Here is a 15963-nt window from a genome sequence, read left to right on the forward strand (position 1 = left end):
GTGCGGCAACATGACGCCGCCTTGCCCTGCCGTAGTTCGCACCTCGGCAGCATTTCCCCTTATCATTCCGAGCATGATTACCTGTTTCGATATCGGCGGCAGCGCCATCAAATGCGCCGTCGCGACGGCTGACGGCCGGCTCGGCGCCCTCAGCCGCGTGCCCACGCCCGCCCAGGACTTCGCCGCCTTCACCGCGGCCATGAAGTCGCTGATCGATGCCGGCGGCGCCCCGCGCAGCGTTGCCATCTCGATCGCCGGCGTGATCGACCCGCTCGATGGCCGCATCAAGTGCGCGAACATTCCCTGCATCGACGGCCGCACGCTGGCCGCGGACCTGAGCCAGGCTTTCGGCCTGCCGGTCTGGATCATCAACGACGCCGACAGCTTCGCCCTCGCCGAGGCCCAGGCCGGCGCCGGGCGCGGGCATGCCAACGTGTTTGGCCTGATCCTCGGGACCGGCGTCGGCGGCGGCCTGGTCATCGGCGGACGTTTGATCGGCGGCCCTGGCGGCTTTGCCGGCGAATGGGGCCATGGCCCGGTTGTCGAGAGCCCCCGCTTCCCCTGCGGCTGCGGCCAGGCCGGCTGCCTGGACACGATCGGCGGCGCGCGCGGCCTCGAACGTCTGTACCGGTCCCTGCACGGGCGCTCGATGGACAGCCGCGAAATCATCGCCGCCTGGCAGAACGGCGATGCCGCCGCCGAGCGCACCGTCGCCTGCTGGGCCGATCTGCTCAGCGGACCGCTGGCCATGCTCGTCAATACACTGGGCGCGTCGATCCTGCCGGTCGGCGGCGGCCTCGCCAACAGCGCGGCGCTGATTGCGCAACTCGACCAGGCGGTACGGGCCCGGATCCTGCGCAAGACCGAGGCGCCGATCATCGTCCCTGGCCAAGCCGGCGCGGAACCGGGACTGATCGGCGCGGCCTGGCTCGGCCTGGAAAAGCTGGGCGGCGCGCATGCGTGAGGCGATCACGCTGGAGGTCTGCGTCGACAGCGTCGCCGGCATCAAGGCGGCGCTGGACGGCGGCGCCGATCGCATCGAACTGTGCAGCGCCCTCGACATCGGCGGCCTGACCCCGAGCGCCGGTCTGCTGCGTGCGGCGTCCAGCAGCCCGGTGCCGGTGGTGGCCATGATCCGCCCGCGCGGCGGCGACTTCTGCTTCGACGAGGCCGAAGTCCGTCTGATGCTGGACGAAATTGCCGCCGTCGCCGACGCCGGTCTGCAAGGCGTCGTACTGGGCGCATCGCTGCCGGATGACCAACTGGACGCGCGCACCCTCGAACGATTGGCCCAACACGCCACGAACCACGGGCTGCGCTGCATACTGCACCGCGCCATCGACCTGTGCCCGGACCTGGCGCAGGCCACTAGCCTCGCCATCGACCTCGGCTTCGAACGCATCCTGACGTCCGGCGGCGCCCGCAGTGCGCCCGAAGGCCTGGACGGACTGCGACGCTGCTTCGACACCGCCGCGGGCCGCATCGCCATCATGCCCGGCGCCGGCATCAATGCCGCGAACGTGGACCTGTTGCGCACGCGGCTGCCGCTGACCGATGTCCATGCCTCCTGTTCGGAACCGCTGCCGCCGCCGTCGCCGCAGGTGGCCGCTTTCGGCTTCGATACCGGCGCCCGCCGCCAGACCAGCAGCACTAAAGTCGCGGCGCTGAAAGCTAAACTGCTGGCCTGAGCCGGCCTTTCGCTTGAAATCGACGGCGGCGTGTGTGACACTCGGCCGGATGAGTTTGACCTTCGATCCGACCACGCTCACGCCTTATCTCGGCGACCTCGCAGCCGGCGCCCGGCTGACCGCCCTCGCCTGCGCGCTGGCCCTGGCCGGCGGCCTTGCACTGGGCATCGTCGTGGCCCTCATGCGCACCGCGTCCTCGCCGCTGGCACGGCGCCTGGCCGAGATCTACGTCGACATCTTCCGCAACGTTCCCTTCATCGTCCAGCTGTTCTTCCTGTTCTACGGCCTGCCCGAAATCGGCGTCGAACTGAGCGCCTTCGGTACCGGCGTACTCGCACTGTCGCTGGCGGGCGGCGCCTTCGTCTCCGACGTGATCCGGTCCGGCATCCTGGCGATCGAACCGGGCGTGCTGGAAGCGGCGCAAGTGAGCGGACTGTCGCGATTCGCGCTCTACCGCCGCATCGTGCTGCCGATCGCGCTGCGCAGCTCATTGCGTCCGCTCGGGTCGGTGTTCGTCAACCTGATCCTGACGTCGTCCATCCTCTCGGCGATCACGCTGAACGAGCTGACCGGCAGCGCCAAGATCGTCGCTGCCGACACCTTCCAGCCCTTCGAGGTCTACGCCCTGCTCCTTGTGCTGTATGCGGCGCTGACCTGGCTGGTGTCGCTGTCGGCCGGGGCGCTGCACCGGCGCCTGAACAAGGCCGAGGCTTGATGCGCTATACGGATTTCACGCCTCTCGATCTGCTCCTGCTGCTGCAGGGCCTGGGCGTCTCCGTCGCACTGTTCGCCGCCACCACCGTCACCGGCCTGTTCATCGGCCTGGCCTGGGCGCTGCTGCGCTACTACCGCGTGCCGCTGCTGGCGCCCCTGGCTGCCTTCGTCGCCGAGCTGCTGAAGAATTCTCCTGTGCTGGTGCAGCTCTTCCTGGTGTTTTTCGGCTTGCCGGTGTTGCTGGAGACCGATCTGACGCCGGTGCAGGCCGCGCTCATTACGCTATCCGGCAATACGGCGGCTTTCATCTACGTGATCGCGGTGTCTGCCATCGAATCCATCGGCCGCGACCAGCTGGAAACGGCGCGCGTGTTCAGCTTGACCCGCTGGCAGACGCTGCGGCGCATCGTGGCGCCGCAGGCAGCCGCCTTCAGCCTCGGGCCGCTGGCCGGGCTGCTGGTCAACCAGCTGCAGGTGACCTCGCTGATCTCGGTGATCGGCGTGGTCGACCTGACCAAGGTGGGCGCCATCCTCAACCTGCGCACCTTGAAGCCCTTCATCGTCTGGACCGTGATCGGCCTGCTGTACTACCTGATGGCCCGGCTGATCGCCAGGGTCTGCGCGCGTGTGGAGACGCGCCTGCGCGCGCATGGTCAATGGAAGGGTTTATAGCGTGATTCATATAGAAGGCGTGGCCAAGCGCTTCGGCGACCACACGGTGCTCGACGGGATCGACCTGCACATCGCGCCGGGCGAAGTGGTGTCCATCCTGGGCGCCAGCGGTTCCGGCAAGTCGACGCTGATCCGCTGCATCAATGGCCTCGAAAAGCTCGACGGCGGCAGCATCTCCGTCGACGGTCACCGCGTCGAGGATCCGAAGCAGCTGCAGCTCGCGCGCCGCTGTTGCGGCACCGTGTTCCAGCTGTTTAACCTGTATCCGCACATGACGGCGCTGCAGAACATCACGCTGGCGCCGATCGAGGTGCTCAAAGTGCCGCGGCGCCAAGCCGAGATGGAAGCGCGCGAACTGCTCGCCTCCGTCGGACTGGCCGAGCGTGCGAAGGCCTATCCGGCCCAGCTCTCCGGCGGCCAGCGCCAGCGGGTCGGCATTTGCCGTGCACTGGCAATGAAACCGCGCTACCTGCTGCTGGACGAAGTCACCAGCGCCCTCGACCCGGAAATGACGGCCGAGGTATTGAATATATTGGCGAAGCTGGCTGCAAGCGGCACCACCATGCTGTTCGTGACCCACGAAATCGAATTTGCCCGCCAGATCTCGAGCCGCATCGTCTTCCTCGACCAGGGCCGGCTGTTGGCCGACCTGCCGACCGCGAAGTTCTTTGCCGTGGAAGGCGGCCTGGCGCAGCCGCGCATCGCGCAATTTTTATCAAAAATGAGCAAATCATGAAGATGCTGTTAGCGAACGCCGAAGCCTGGCCGGGCTTCGAAACCACGGTGGAATTGCTGAAACAGGGCGGCCCAAGCGTCGATGCCATGGTCAGCGGCATCGCCAAGGTCGAACGCGAAGCCAGGGTGCGCAGCGTCGGCTACGGCGGCTGGCCGAACATGTTGGGCGAGATGGAATTCGACGCCGGCGTCATGGACGGCACCACGCGCGAGGTCGGTGCAGTGGGCGCGGTGCCGGCGACCCTGCCCGTCTCCGCGCTGGCGCACGAGGTGATGAAGCACCTGCCGCACGTGATGCTGACCGGCGCCGGGGCGCGCCGCTTCGCCACCGAGCGCGGTTTCGCCGTCGACGAGGTGCTGCACCCGGACAGCAAGCGTGTGTGGTGGGAGCGGCTGCAGACGGAGATGTCGCCGGAGCAGCTGGCGGCCTTTCCCGATATTCCGCTGGCGCCGCTCAGCCACGCCATCACCGATCCGGAGCGAGTGCGCGACACCACGGTGTTCCTGGGCCGGGACGCCGGCGCCAACATCGGCGTGGTCACCTCGACCTCCGGCTGGGCGTGGAAGTATCCCGGCCGCCTGGGCGACTCGCCGATCCCCGGCGCCGGCTTCTACGCGGACAGCCGCTACGGCGCCGCAGCCTGCACCCACACCGGCGAAATGACCATGCGCTGCGGAACGTCGCGCAGCATCGTGCTGGCGCTGCGGCTCGGTTACACGCTCGCAGATGCCACCAAGCTCGCGGTGGAAGAACTGGCCGAGCTGAAGTCCGGCTTCCTGGCCGGCGTGGTGATTCACGCGATCGACGCCAAGGGCAATCACCAGGTGGTCAATTACCGCTGCGACGAAGAGATACGCTATTGGTACTGGGACGAGCGCATGGCCGCACCCGAACTACGCGTCGCCTCCACCATCGAAACCTGAAAGGACTGAGCATGCACCTCCGTTTGACACGCTGTGCCGCCGCTGCCTTATTAATGCTGGCCGCGGGTTCCGCGCTGGCCGGCCGCATCGAAGACATCAAGGCCCGCGGCTACGTGCGCATCGGCGTCTCGCTGGGCGGCGAGCCGGTCGGCTTCCGCAATGCCGCCAACGAGCCGGTCGGCTATGACGTCGACGTCGCCAAGCAGCTGGCCGCGAAGCTCGGCGTGCCGGTGCGCTTTTCGGATGTGTCCAGCGATGCGCGCATCTCGATGCTGATGTCGAAGCAACTCGACCTGGTGGTGGCGAACGTCTCGATCACGCCGCAACGGGCGCGGGTGGTGGACTTTTCCATCCCCTACAACCAGGCCGGCCTGCGCGTGATCGCGCAAAAAAGCGCCCACGTCAAATCGCTGGCGGACCTGAACGGCAAGCGCGTCGTGGTCGGCCGCGGGACGACGGCGGATGCTTTTGTGAAGAAGTCGGCGCCGCAGGCTGTGATCGTCTACACCGACAATTTTGCGCCGGACGGGGTTTTACTCCTGCAGCAGAAACGCGTCGATGCCGGGGTCGAGGATTCGTCGCTGCTGGACTACCTGGCCAGCAAGAATGAGCAGCTGGAGACTTTGCCGGCAATGTATGGCAATACGCCGATCGGGATTGCCATGGCCAAGGGCGATCCGGTGATGCTGAAATTCGTGAACGGATTTGTTGCGGACTATATTCGGTCCGGCGCCTATGTGGCGAATTATAGAAAGTGGTGGGGTGCGAAAGCGTTGCCTCCGGTGCTACAGGCGCCGTAAAGATGCAGTAAGCTCGTGGACATGGGTATCGATTCCTCTACGGGCGACGACGTCTACCTCAAGCGTCTTGCCGAAACCTTGACGCGAGCGGCAAACGCCTCGCTGGCCGGCATTTATCTGGCCGAATGCGATGCCGCAAACAGAGCGCCATTCCGATATCCCATCCCCGGACTTCATGAAGACTGGCTCGAGGTCGAGGACACCGGGATAGACGAGCGCTTCGGCCACACCGCACATTGCCATTACCTTGCCCTGCCTGTCAGGATCGAGCCACTTCAATTGCGAGGCGCCGTCTGGATGCTGTGGGATGCGCCGGGACGGGTTGGAACGGAGGAGCGCAAGTCCCTGACGGCCCTTGCGGAGCTCATAGGCAGCCAGCTAAGCCTACGCTATTGCGATCAGGGAACAAGAATCGCCAACGAAACCTGGTTCATGCATGCCTTGCAGGAGCTGCTGGATACGCCCGCGCAGGAGGTGAGGGTCGGTCATATCAGCGTCGTTTCCTTCTCGCGCGTGAACGATGCCTATGGTGTCGCCGCCGGTTACGAGTTGCTCGCCATCCTGGCGCAACGATTGGTCGCCTGGGCCGGTCCCGATGCCGTCCTTGCCCACCTCGGCGGCGAACGCTTTGCATTTGCCTTGCCGGGTAGCGCCAAGGCTACTGCCCATCGCCTGTCCCTTCTTCACCCGGTCATCAATACACCCGCAGCTTTGGCCTGCAATAAACAATACACGGCGCGCGCCCGCGTCGGGCTGCGTGTGGCCAAGGCAAACTGCGGACTCCATCCTGCCGTCCTCCTGCACGAAGCGGCGAATGCGGCGAATTCCGCGACGATGACGTCGATTAGCACTTACCAGACCGCGTCCCGCATGGAATCGGCCTTGCTGGTAGGACTCAACGAACTGCTTTGCGGGCGTTCGGGACATGGCGAACTCGAGGTGCATTATGAGCCCCAGTTCGACTTGCGTACGGGAAGCCTGACCGGCCTGGAGGCGCTGGTGCGGTGGCGCCATCCCGTCGTCGGACTACTGTATCCCAAGGATTTTCTTGCCTTTGTCGAACAGTCGAGCAAGATGTTTTATCTCGATATGTCCGTCTTGCGCACGGTGTGCCAGAACCTGCGCGAATGGCGCGAAGCCGGCAATATGCCGCAAGTGCCGATCGCACTGAATTTCGCGCGCGAATCGCTGCTGGTCGATGGGATGGTCGACAAAGTGGCGCAGCAACTTGGCGAGTTCGGCATCGAAGGCCGGCACTTCGAGTGCGAAATCACCGAGAGCAACTGCAGCGATACCAAAGGCTTGCAGGTGCGCCTGCTGGGTTTGCGTTCGCTGGGCATGCAGATCGCCATCGACGACTTCGGCACTGGCCATTCCAATTTCGAGACCATCCGCCAACTATCTTTCGACAAATTGAAAGTCGACCGGCAATTCGTCGATGGCGTTGCGGATGACGACAGGCTGGCCGAGCTGCTGCAATTGATCGTCAACGCCGGCCGCCTCTTCGGCGCCGAGATCCTGTGCGAAGGCGTGGAACAGGTGCGCGACCTGGATTGGCTGGCCGAGCACGGCGTGACGCGCTTTCAGGGCTGGTATTTCAGCCGTGCCCTGGTGCCTTCGCAAGCGATGGAAGCGGTACGGCGCCTGGCGCATCCGAAACAGGCCTTGAGCCCAGCGCAAATACAGGCCACCATACGGCAGATCCAGATGCCGCAGGATCTGGCGACTGTTTGACCACCATGTCGGGAGACGAACCGAATGAAGATCCTGATTGTTCTCACTTCACATGACCGGCTGGGCGATACCGGGCGCAAGACCGGATTCTGGCTCGAAGAGCTTGCCGCCCCTTACTATATCTTCAAGGATGCGGGCGCCGATATCGTCCTGGCATCACCAAAAGGCGGCCAGCCGCCGCTGGATCCGAAAAGCGCCGATCCAGGCTTCCAGACCGATCTCACCCGCCGCTTCGAAGGCGACGCCGCTGCAAAAGAACAACTGGCTTCGACAGTACGGCTGGACAGTGTCTCCTCAAAAGATTTCGACACCGTGTTTTATCCCGGCGGCCACGGCCCCTTATGGGATCTCGCCGAAGACCGGAACTCGATTGCCCTGATCGAGTCTTTTATCGCCGAAGGCAAACCCGTGGCTTTGGTGTGCCACGCGCCGGGCGTATTGCGACACGTGGTCAGGGCCGATGGCAAGCCTCTCGTAGAAGGCAAGAAGGTCACCGGCTTTACCAATACGGAAGAGGAGGCCGTGCAATTGACCAAAGTTGTACCCTTCCTGGTCGAAGACGAATTGAAGGCGAAAGGCGGCATTTACTCCAAAGCGGAGGATTGGGCGCCCTATGTTGTCAGCGACGGCCAACTGATTACCGGTCAAAATCCCGCGTCGTCCGGACCGGCGGCGTCCTTGCTGCTCAAGCAGTTTGGCGCCCGATAAAACGCCATGGATTCATCCTGGCTCCACCAGCTGGAACAATGGCGGGAATTCTTCCTGCTGTGCGGCACGGCGGGCGGCATACTCGTTGCCGTGCTGTTCGTCGTGATTTCCCTCGCGCCGCGCATCATCGCCGCCGACAATGCGACCAGTGTGCGGGCCTGCATCTCGCCGAACGCGGTCCATTTCACCGCGGTGCTGGTGGTATCGAATGTGCTGATGGCGCATGCGCTGCCCCAGGAGCCGAGCGGCTGGCTGCTCTGCATCGGTGCTGCACTCATGCTGATTTACCTGTGGTCGATCCGGGGACGCCAGCCCTGGCATGAGGACGGCATCTCCGCGGCGGACATCGTCTGGTACGCGGCCCTGCCTTACCTCGCCTACGCGCTCGCGCTGGTGGCGGGCATCGGCATATTGCGCGACGACCCGCGCGCGCTGCCCCTGATCGCCGTGTTCGTGCTGCTGCTGATCGTCATCGGCGTGCGCAATGCCTGGGATCTGGCGGTCTGGTTGCCGGTCCAGGAGATGAAAGCGGGCGCCAGCGAAAACAATACCGACACGGAGGCGTAATGGAAGCATCCTGGGCTCACCAGCTCGAACAGTGGCACGAATTCTTCCTGTTGAGCGGCACCGCGGGCGTGACGCTGACCGGCGTGCTGTTCATCGTGATCTCGCTCGGCCCATCGATCATCGCTACCGAAAACACAACCGGCGTGCGGGCCTTCATCTCGCCGAACGCCGTGTATTTCACGACCGTGCTCGTGGTATCGAATGTCCTGATGGCGCCCGATATCTCGCAGAGCCTGGTCGGCTGGCTGCTGATCGTCGGGGCGGCGCTCTCCCTGCTTTACCTGTGGTCGGTCAAGGGCCCGCAGCGCTGGCGCGAAAACGGCCTGTCGGTGCTGGACTGGATCTGGTACATCGGCTTGCCCTACCTGGCGTACGCGATCGTGCTGGCGGCGGGTGTCGAGGTCCTGCGCGGCGGCGAAGAGGCTATGCTGCTGATCGCCGGGACCATGATCTTCATGCTGGTGATCGGGATCCGCAACGCCTGGGACCTCGCGGTGTGGATGCCCATGCAGGAACGCAATCCGGAGCGGCAGGCGACGCAGGATCCTTCATGATCTTGCCCACACAGCACCTGTGCAGCCGGGCTCGCGGCATGTACCATAGCATGCTTGAGCTCTACCAGGAAAACCCATGAACAACGCACTCATCCGTAACGCGACCATCGCCGCACTCCTTGCCGTGGCCTGCGCCGCCCCCATCGCGCACGCCGACAGCGTCGCCTCCAGCGCCTCCAGCGCCGGTTCCGCCTCCTCGGGCAGCATCTCCGACTCGATCGGCGGCTCCAGCAACAGCTCGAACCGCGACCGCCGCGTCACCGCCGGCGATTACCAGGTGATCGACATCGCCCAGGCCCCGGCCAAGCCCGACACCACGCGCCTGACCCTGCGCCCGGTCGCCGGTACCGCAGCCCAGGAATTCACGCTGGACGTGCCGAACCGCGCGCTGGCTGCCCGCGCCGTCGGCAGCGGCGCCATCGTGCACGTGAACGAGCGCGTGTACGGCTACGAATTCGCCTACGCCGACACCAGACAGCCTTTCTTCCTGGCCCTGCAGGACGACTGGTACCGCGAACTGGGTTCGCGCAAGGTCGCCATCTGATGCTGCCACGGCTCGCGGCTGCAACGCTGGCCGCGATCTGCCTCACTGCCAGCGCCGGGGCATCCGCCGGCATCCCGGCCTTCTGCGAACGCGGCAAGGAAACCACCGCCGCCGAGCAGGACCGCGTGCTGCGCTTTGCCGGCGCCGTCAAGCGGGAGCTGGAAGCCTCGCAGCAGAAGGTCGCGCTGATTTCGCGCGCGGGCCTGGACCTGAGCCGCTTCGACCTGCTGTATTCGCACGCCGGCATCGCCCTGAAGAACGAGGACAAGGCCTGGACCGTGCGCCAGCTGTATTACGCCTGCGACGAATCGCGTCCGCGCCTGTTCGACCAGGGCGTGCCGGGCTTCGCACTGGGCGCCGATGCGCCTGGGCGCGGCCACGTCTCGCTGGTCTTCCTCGACGACGACAATGCCGCCCAGCTGGAGCAGGCCGCGCGCAACAAAAGCATGGCGCTGGCCTTGCTGGCCGGCCGTTACAGCGCCAACGCCTATGCCTTCAGCACGCGCTACCAGAACTGCAACCAGTGGGTCGCGGAGATCCTGGCCAGTGCCTGGGGCGCGATCGACAGCCAGGACAAGGCCCGCGAACGTGCCCAGGCCTGGCTGCGTGAGCAGGGCTACGAGGCGGGTCCCGTGAAGCTCAAATCGCGCTGGCTGATGTTCGCCGGCCAGTTCGTGCCGCTGGTGCACGTGAACGACCACCCGGTCGACGATGTGTATGCGCTGGCGCTGCGCGTCAGCGTGCCGGCCTCCATCGAGGACTTCGTGCACCGGCGGGCGCCGCGGGCCCGGCGTGTGGAGCTGTGCCACGACGCGCGGCACATCGTCGTGCATCGTGGCTGGGAGCCGCTCGGGCGCGGGTGCACGCCAGGCCCTGGCGACGAAGTCATTCCCCTCGACTCTTGATTATCGTGATGCGTCACAAGAAAATCGCTACGATGCTTGCCACCGCCGCCCTGACCATCGCCGCTGGCCGCGCGCCGGCCAGTCCGCTGCCGGAAGCCCAAGCGGCGAGTCTCACCCGCCAGCTGCAGGCCGTCGCCAACGATCCCGCCATGCCGCTGCCCGGCCTCTCGGTGGTCGCGATCCGCCGCGGAGAGATCGTCTACCGCCACCACTTCGGCAGCAAGCGCCTGGCCAACCCCGGCAAGCCCGCACAGCCCATCGACGACCATACGCTGTTCCGCGCCGCCTCGGTCTCGAAATTCGTGACTACGCTGGGCGCCATGAAGCTGGTCGAACAAGGCAAACTACAGCTGGACGCCGACATCGGCAGCTACCTCGGCTACCCGGTGCGCAACCCGCATTTCCCGGACCGGCCGATCACGCTGCGCATGCTGCTCACGCACACCTCCTCGCTGCGCGACGAGGGCGGCTTCAAGTTCGCCCCCGAGGTCGACCTGAAGGAGGTCCTGCTGCCGAACGGCCGCTACTACGGTAAAGGCGCGATGTGGGACGCCGGCCATGCGCCGGGAAGCTGGTTCGAATACGTGAATTTCAACTGGGGGCTGATCGCCACCGTGATGGAAGCTGCCACCGGCGAGCGCTTCGACCGCCTGATGCGCAGGCTGGTCTTCGATCCGATGGGTTTGAAGGCCGGCTTCTACCTGAACGACTTCGCGCCCGCAAATGAAGACGACGTCGCCACCCTCTACCGCAAGCGCGAGAAGGACGGCGCCGAAGTCTGGGACCCGCAAGGCCCCTGGGTCGCCCAGGCCGACGATTTCGACCATGAAGCGCCAGCCGCGCCGACCGGCCTCGCGAGCTACAAGCCGGGCACCAACGGCACCGTCTTCGGCCCGCAGGGCAGCCTGCGCATTTCGACCGCCGACCTCGCGCAAATCATGCTGATGCTGATGAACCAGGGAGAATTCGAAGGCAAGCGGATTCTGGCGTCACAGACAGTGAAAACCATGTTCACCCGCCAGTGGACCCTGCACCCGGCCGGCGCGAACGGCAGCGCCAACGGAGACGGCGGCAGCTACCGCGGCCTGTATCACGCCTGGGGATTGGGCAACCAGCACTTCACGGACACCAGCATCGTGAAGGACGGCCATACCAGCGGCGACCGCCTGGTCGACGGCGGCGGCTTCAAGGGCGTCGGCCACCTCGGATGGTCCTGGGGCCTGAACGCCCTGTTCGTGTTCGACCCTGAAAAGCGCGACGGCATGATCTACGTGAGCACCGGCGTGGGCGCCGATCCCGACAAGCAGCCGGGCAGGTTTTCGTCCGAGGCGCGCTTCCAGGAGCGCATCACCGATGCGCTGTACCGCGGCGCCATCGCACCACGATAAAGGATTTGTGACGCCGAATCACAAATCCGTGACGCGTCACACAATCTAAAAATCCGGACTTGCCTTTACGTAACTCATCACGAATAATGTAGTTCATGAAACAGCCGGAAGACCAACGCACCATCGAACTCGCCCTCGACGCCGCCGCAGCCCGCAAGCGCGGCCGTCCGCCCAAGGCCGACAAGCTCAGCGACGCCGAACGGGCGCGCCGCTACCGCGCCCGCCAGAAGATGATGCCGAAGGACGACTGGAACTACGAGCAGCTGACCGCCCTCACCCGCGCCGAGATCCTGCGCCTGACGGATGGTGCGGCGGCCAAGCCGGCCTCGGAGGGCGAACTGGTGGCCAACTGGGCCTATGGCATGTTCCTGCTGTGGGACCGCACCACCGCCCAGTGCCAGCGCGCGGACGACCGCAGCGAGCTGCTGGCGCTGGTCACGAACTGAGTCCGTCCAGGTCTCGCGGCTCGGCGATCTCGACGCCATTGCGCTCGGCGCGGAAACGCTTCGAGATCGCATACACCTCCCTGCGCACGCGCATGATGGACCCGAGCGGCCGATGCGCCGCCAGCGCATGCCATGGATTGAATTGCATGCCTTCGTCGATGCGGCGCGCGCGGTCCTCGCTCCACGCCTGCTGCGGCCCGACCCTCAGCCGCGCCACTGTCACGTAGGGGCTCAGCTCCTGCGGCCACTCGACGGAAGCGTCTTCGATCGGCATCTTTTCCAGGTCGGTGCAGAGCTGGATGCGCAGCTCCCATTCGCCGCCCTGCGCCGCAAAATAATCGACCACCGCATCGCGCAGGCCGTCCGGCTTGTCCTTCAGGTCGACCGGCGCATCCGTCAGGGCGGTCAGGGATGGCGAGACCGGCGCCACCTGCACCTTGGCCATGTAGTCCCCGTACAGGATCGGCGCCTGGCTGAAATAGGTCTCGCCCAGCGGATGGGTTTCCGGATGCCCGCCCAGGGCCTTGATGGTGGCACTTTCGCCGCCGACCGCTTCGATCGCCTTCTCGGCGCCGCGTGCCACCGCCGAGAACAGACGCTTCAGGTTCGGCGCCTTGTCGGTGGTGGCCGCCAGCAGCTTGGCGTTGCCGGCGAATTTACGGGCCGTCGGCGCGGAGAACACGGGGCCGTTCACCAGCACAAAGTCCTGGGTGGTGTCGTTCTCGCTGCCGTCGACCCGCTCGCCCGGCACGCCGACCACTTTCAGCGCCATGCCGCGCGGGGTCGAGACATCGTCGCTGAGGATGTCGCCCGGCGTGGTCGACAGGCGCAGTACGACCGGGTAGCTGCCGCTCTTCGCGAACAGGCCCTGGGCATAGGCCGCCGGCAAGCCATCGGCCACGATCAGCTCACCCACCAGCAGGCCATGCGTCTTCGCGTGCACGCTGCGGATCGCGTGGCCGGAGTCCTCCCAGGTCTTGCGGGAGATGCTCTGCATGGTGTCCTTCAGGTCGAAGATGGTTTCGGTTTCCTTCTCCTCGGGCACTTCGACAGCCGGGGAATACGGGATCGGACGGATTTTGGAAGGAGCGTTCATGGCGGGGCCTGGTAAGTGGTCGGTCCACGATCCTGACAGGGGCGCCGGCGCCGCTCTGTGCTGCGCCGCACCGAAACGATGACTCGCCCGATTTTGCCCGCCGCCGTGTGCGGTCCCGAACAGACGATTGGCTGGCCTGGCTGCATGCTGGCGACTTCGCGCCCATCGGCGGCAGCTTTGAGGACGGCGGACAGACATGGACAAGGAAGGCAAGGGTCACGAACCGACAACGCCGGCCGGCGGCTGGGGATCGCTGAAGGAAGTCGGCACCATTCTCCTCGAGGAGAAAGTGCCGCCGCAGCGGGCCGCGCTGCTGCTCAAGCAGAACAAGCCGGACGGCTACGCCTGCGTCAGCTGCGCCTGGGCCAAGCCCGCGCATCCGCATCCGGCCGAGTTCTGCGAAAGCGGGGCCAAGGCCACGGCCTGGGAAATTACCAGCAAGCACATCGGCACCGATTTCTTCGCCAGGCACACGGTAAAAGAACTCGAGCGCTGGCACGATCACGACCTGGAAGACGCCGGCCGCATCACGGTACCGCTGCGTTATGACGCCGCGTCCGACCGCTACCAGGAAATAAGCTGGGACCAGGCCTTCAGCGAAATCGGCGCCCACCTGCGCAAGCTGGATCCGAAGAGCGTCGTGTTCTACAGCTCCGGCCGCGCCTCGCTCGAGACCTCCTACATGTACCAGCTGCTGGCGCGCATGTACGGCAACAACAATCTGCCGGACAGCTCGAACATGTGCCACGAAAGCACCTCGGTGGCGCTGCCGAAGAGCATAGGCGTGCCGATCGGCACCGTGGTCCTCGACGACTTCGAAAAGACCGACTGCATCCTGTTCTTCGGTCAGAACGTGGGTGTGAACAGCCCGCGCATGCTGCACCAGCTGCAGGAAGCGCGCAAGCGCGGCGTGTCCATCATCACCTTCAACCCGCTGCGCGAGCGCGGCCTGGTCAGCTTCACGAATCCGCAGTCGCCGCTGGAGATGCTGAGCGGCGCCGAGACCTCGATCAGCACCCAGTACCACCAGCTCAAGGCCGGCGGCGACACGGCCGCGCTGATGGGCCTGTGCAAGGCGGTGCTGGAAGAGGAAGACGCGGCGCACAAGCGCGGCGATCCGCCCGTCCTCGACACGGCCTTCATTGCCGAACACACCCACGGCCTGGGCGCCCTCAAGGACAAGGTCGAGGCGACCACCTGGCACGAGATCGAACAGGAAGCGGGCCTCGACCGCGCCGACATCCGCGACGCCGCGCGGGTCTACATGACGTCGAAAGCAGTAATCGGCGTCTATGGCATGGGCCTGACCCAGCACCGCAACGGCGTGCAGAACGTGCAGATGCTGGTCAATCTGCTCCTGCTGCGCGGGAATATCGGCAAGCCGGGCGCAGGCATCTGCCCGGTGCGCGGGCACTCGAACGTCCAGGGTCAGCGCACGGTCGGCATTACCGAGAAGCCGGAGCTGGCGCCGCTCGACAAGCTGAAGGAACTGTACGGCTTCGAGCCGCCGCGCGACAAGGGCCTGAACACGGTCGAAGCCTGCGAAGGCATCCGCGACGGCAAGGTCAAGGCCCTGGTCAGCCTGGGCGGCAACCTGGTGCGCGCCGTGCCGGAACACGGCCTGATGGACACGCCCTGGCGCGCGCTGCCGCTGACCGTACAGATCTCGACGAAGCTGAACCGCAGCCACCTGGTGCACGGCCAGGCCGCCTACATCCTGCCCTGTCTGGGCCGGATCGAGATCGACCGCCAGGGTGGCGTCGAGCAGGCGGTGTCGGTCGAGGATTCCACCGGCTGCATGCACGGCTCGAAGGGCATGGCCGCGCCGGCGGCGGACACCCTGCTGTCGGAACCGGCCATCGTCGCCGGCCTGGCGAAGGCGATGCTGGACCCGAATCCGAAAGTCGACTGGGATGCCTGGGTGGCAGACTACAGCAAGATCCGCGATGCGATCGCGCTGACCTGGCCGGAAATCTTCCACGACTTCAATGCGCGGATGTGGACGCCGGGCGGCTTCCGCAAGCCCAACGCGGCCGCCAAGCGCGAATGGAAAACGCCGAACGGCAAGGCCAATTTCACGGTGCCGGACAGCCTGACGGTGGACCCGGACCTGCCGGATCGCGAAGGCACCCTGCGCCTGTTCACGGTGCGCAGCGACGGCCAGTTCAACACCACGATCTACAGCCTGGACGACCGCTTCCGCGGCGTGACCGGCGACCGCATGGTGGTCTTCATGTCGAAAACGGACATGGAGGCGCGCGGCCTGCAGGACGGCGCCCGGGTCAGCGCGCTCACGGCCACCGACGATGGCGTCGAGCGGCGGGTCGATGGCTTGAAGGTGATGGAGTATCCGGTGCCGCCGGGCTGCATCGCCGGCTACTACCCGGAGTGCAATCCGCTGATTCCGCTGTGGCACTACGCCAAGGACAGTTATGTGCCGGCGGCCAAGTCGATTGCGGTGCGGATCGAAGCGGCGCAGTGACAGGAG

17 protein-coding genes are annotated in these 15963 nt (G+C 65.7%); 16 read left to right on the forward strand and 1 reads right to left on the reverse strand.

Annotated elements, in window-relative coordinates; translation table 11 throughout:
- The first annotated feature begins 73 nt into the window (after window positions 1-73).
- The 15 genes from AC07PE_RS12030 to AC07PE_RS12100 all read left to right on the forward strand — a co-directional run bounded on the left by AC07PE_RS12030 (window position 74) and on the right by AC07PE_RS12100 (window position 12379).
- A complete protein-coding gene (locus tag AC07PE_RS12030) occupies window positions 74-964 on the forward strand; it encodes an ROK family protein (protein ID WP_498764552.1) in 891 nt (296 codons plus the stop codon).
- Window positions 957-1688 (forward strand): copper homeostasis protein CutC, encoded by a 732-nt coding sequence (locus tag AC07PE_RS12035; RefSeq protein WP_498764554.1) that lies wholly within the window; start codon window positions 957-959, stop codon window positions 1686-1688. Before AC07PE_RS12030 ends, AC07PE_RS12035 begins: the two co-directional genes overlap by 8 nt.
- Window positions 1689-1737: 49 nt before the next feature.
- A complete protein-coding gene (locus AC07PE_RS12040) occupies window positions 1738-2403 on the forward strand; it encodes an amino acid ABC transporter permease (protein ID WP_498764556.1) in 666 nt (221 codons plus the stop codon).
- Window positions 2403-3074 (forward strand): amino acid ABC transporter permease, encoded by a 672-nt coding sequence (locus AC07PE_RS12045; protein ID WP_498764782.1) that lies wholly within the window; start codon window positions 2403-2405, stop codon window positions 3072-3074. Before AC07PE_RS12040 ends, AC07PE_RS12045 begins: the two co-directional genes overlap by 1 nt.
- On the forward strand, window positions 3052-3810 hold the full coding sequence (locus AC07PE_RS12050) for an amino acid ABC transporter ATP-binding protein (protein ID WP_498764558.1): 759 nt from the start codon (window positions 3052-3054) through the stop codon (window positions 3808-3810). The genes AC07PE_RS12045 and AC07PE_RS12050 overlap by 23 nt, the downstream gene beginning before the upstream one ends.
- Window positions 3807-4733 carry a glycosylasparaginase gene (locus tag AC07PE_RS12055; protein ID WP_498764560.1) on the forward strand — a complete coding sequence of 309 codons (927 nt, stop codon included), beginning with the start codon at window positions 3807-3809 and terminating at the stop codon, window positions 4731-4733. The genes AC07PE_RS12050 and AC07PE_RS12055 overlap by 4 nt, the downstream gene beginning before the upstream one ends.
- Window positions 4734-4744: 11 nt before the next feature.
- The gene (locus AC07PE_RS12060; protein WP_498764562.1) at window positions 4745-5533 is read left to right on the forward strand and encodes a transporter substrate-binding domain-containing protein; all 789 of its coding nucleotides are present in this window, start codon (window positions 4745-4747) and stop codon (window positions 5531-5533) included.
- A gap of 21 nt (window positions 5534-5554) precedes the next feature.
- A complete protein-coding gene (locus AC07PE_RS12065) occupies window positions 5555-7267 on the forward strand; it encodes an EAL domain-containing protein (protein WP_498764564.1) in 1713 nt (570 codons plus the stop codon).
- 24 nt (window positions 7268-7291) lie between these two features.
- Complete coding sequence (locus AC07PE_RS12070) at window positions 7292-7975, forward strand: type 1 glutamine amidotransferase domain-containing protein (protein WP_498764566.1); 684 nt, start codon at window positions 7292-7294, stop codon at window positions 7973-7975.
- Between the two features lie 6 nt (window positions 7976-7981).
- Window positions 7982-8542, forward strand: a complete 561-nt coding sequence (locus AC07PE_RS12075) for a hypothetical protein (protein ID WP_498764568.1) — start codon at window positions 7982-7984, stop codon at window positions 8540-8542.
- Complete coding sequence (locus tag AC07PE_RS12080) at window positions 8542-9096, forward strand: hypothetical protein (protein WP_498764570.1); 555 nt, start codon at window positions 8542-8544, stop codon at window positions 9094-9096. The genes AC07PE_RS12075 and AC07PE_RS12080 overlap by 1 nt, the downstream gene beginning before the upstream one ends.
- Window positions 9097-9172: 76 nt before the next feature.
- Complete coding sequence (locus AC07PE_RS12085; protein ID WP_498764572.1) at window positions 9173-9640, forward strand: hypothetical protein; 468 nt, start codon at window positions 9173-9175, stop codon at window positions 9638-9640.
- A complete protein-coding gene (locus tag AC07PE_RS12090; RefSeq protein WP_498764574.1) occupies window positions 9640-10545 on the forward strand; it encodes a DUF2145 domain-containing protein in 906 nt (301 codons plus the stop codon). Before AC07PE_RS12085 ends, AC07PE_RS12090 begins: the two co-directional genes overlap by 1 nt.
- A gap of 32 nt (window positions 10546-10577) precedes the next feature.
- Window positions 10578-11933 carry a serine hydrolase domain-containing protein gene (locus tag AC07PE_RS12095; protein ID WP_498764576.1) on the forward strand — a complete coding sequence of 452 codons (1356 nt, stop codon included), beginning with the start codon at window positions 10578-10580 and terminating at the stop codon, window positions 11931-11933.
- Between the two features lie 95 nt (window positions 11934-12028).
- Complete coding sequence (locus AC07PE_RS12100; RefSeq protein ID WP_498764578.1) at window positions 12029-12379, forward strand: hypothetical protein; 351 nt, start codon at window positions 12029-12031, stop codon at window positions 12377-12379.
- Here AC07PE_RS12100 and AC07PE_RS12105 read toward each other — a convergent pair.
- Window positions 12369-13475: a catalase family protein gene (locus tag AC07PE_RS12105; RefSeq protein ID WP_498764580.1), complete on the reverse strand. Its 1107-nt coding sequence runs from the start codon at window positions 13473-13475 to the stop codon at window positions 12369-12371. The two genes, AC07PE_RS12100 and AC07PE_RS12105, sit on opposite strands and share 11 nt — an antisense overlap.
- Before the next feature lie 196 nt (window positions 13476-13671).
- On the opposite strand from AC07PE_RS12105, the gene AC07PE_RS12110 reads away from it, so the two are divergent.
- Complete coding sequence (locus tag AC07PE_RS12110) at window positions 13672-15957, forward strand: FdhF/YdeP family oxidoreductase (protein ID WP_498764584.1); 2286 nt, start codon at window positions 13672-13674, stop codon at window positions 15955-15957.
- Window positions 15958-15963: the final 6 nt, after the last annotated feature.

This window comes from Telluria sp. GW821-FHT07G12, assembly GCF_059418525.1.

What these genes read in the sequence shown, in the direction of transcription:
- AC07PE_RS12030 (WP_498764552.1), top strand. Translation starts at nt 74, where the DNA reads ATGATTACCTGTTTCGATATCGGCGGCAGCGCCATCAAATGCGCCGTC.
- AC07PE_RS12035 (WP_498764554.1), top strand. Translation starts at nt 957, where the DNA reads ATGCGTGAGGCGATCACGCTGGAGGTCTGCGTCGACAGCGTCGCCGGC.
- AC07PE_RS12040 (WP_498764556.1), top strand. Translation starts at nt 1,738, where the DNA reads ATGAGTTTGACCTTCGATCCGACCACGCTCACGCCTTATCTCGGCGAC.
- AC07PE_RS12045 (WP_498764782.1), top strand. Translation starts at nt 2,403, where the DNA reads ATGCGCTATACGGATTTCACGCCTCTCGATCTGCTCCTGCTGCTGCAG.
- AC07PE_RS12050 (WP_498764558.1), top strand. Translation starts at nt 3,052, where the DNA reads ATGGTCAATGGAAGGGTTTATAGCGTGATTCATATAGAAGGCGTGGCC.
- AC07PE_RS12055 (WP_498764560.1), top strand. Translation starts at nt 3,807, where the DNA reads ATGAAGATGCTGTTAGCGAACGCCGAAGCCTGGCCGGGCTTCGAAACC.
- AC07PE_RS12060 (WP_498764562.1), top strand. Translation starts at nt 4,745, where the DNA reads ATGCACCTCCGTTTGACACGCTGTGCCGCCGCTGCCTTATTAATGCTG.
- AC07PE_RS12065 (WP_498764564.1), top strand. Translation starts at nt 5,555, where the DNA reads ATGGGTATCGATTCCTCTACGGGCGACGACGTCTACCTCAAGCGTCTT.
- AC07PE_RS12070 (WP_498764566.1), top strand. Translation starts at nt 7,292, where the DNA reads ATGAAGATCCTGATTGTTCTCACTTCACATGACCGGCTGGGCGATACC.
- AC07PE_RS12075 (WP_498764568.1), top strand. Translation starts at nt 7,982, where the DNA reads ATGGATTCATCCTGGCTCCACCAGCTGGAACAATGGCGGGAATTCTTC.
- AC07PE_RS12080 (WP_498764570.1), top strand. Translation starts at nt 8,542, where the DNA reads ATGGAAGCATCCTGGGCTCACCAGCTCGAACAGTGGCACGAATTCTTC.
- AC07PE_RS12085 (WP_498764572.1), top strand. Translation starts at nt 9,173, where the DNA reads ATGAACAACGCACTCATCCGTAACGCGACCATCGCCGCACTCCTTGCC.
- AC07PE_RS12090 (WP_498764574.1), top strand. Translation starts at nt 9,640, where the DNA reads ATGCTGCCACGGCTCGCGGCTGCAACGCTGGCCGCGATCTGCCTCACT.
- AC07PE_RS12095 (WP_498764576.1), top strand. Translation starts at nt 10,578, where the DNA reads ATGCTTGCCACCGCCGCCCTGACCATCGCCGCTGGCCGCGCGCCGGCC.
- AC07PE_RS12100 (WP_498764578.1), top strand. Translation starts at nt 12,029, where the DNA reads ATGAAACAGCCGGAAGACCAACGCACCATCGAACTCGCCCTCGACGCC.
- AC07PE_RS12105 (WP_498764580.1), bottom strand. Translation starts at nt 13,475, where the DNA reads ATGAACGCTCCTTCCAAAATCCGTCCGATCCCGTATTCCCCGGCTGTC.
- AC07PE_RS12110 (WP_498764584.1), top strand. Translation starts at nt 13,672, where the DNA reads ATGGACAAGGAAGGCAAGGGTCACGAACCGACAACGCCGGCCGGCGGC.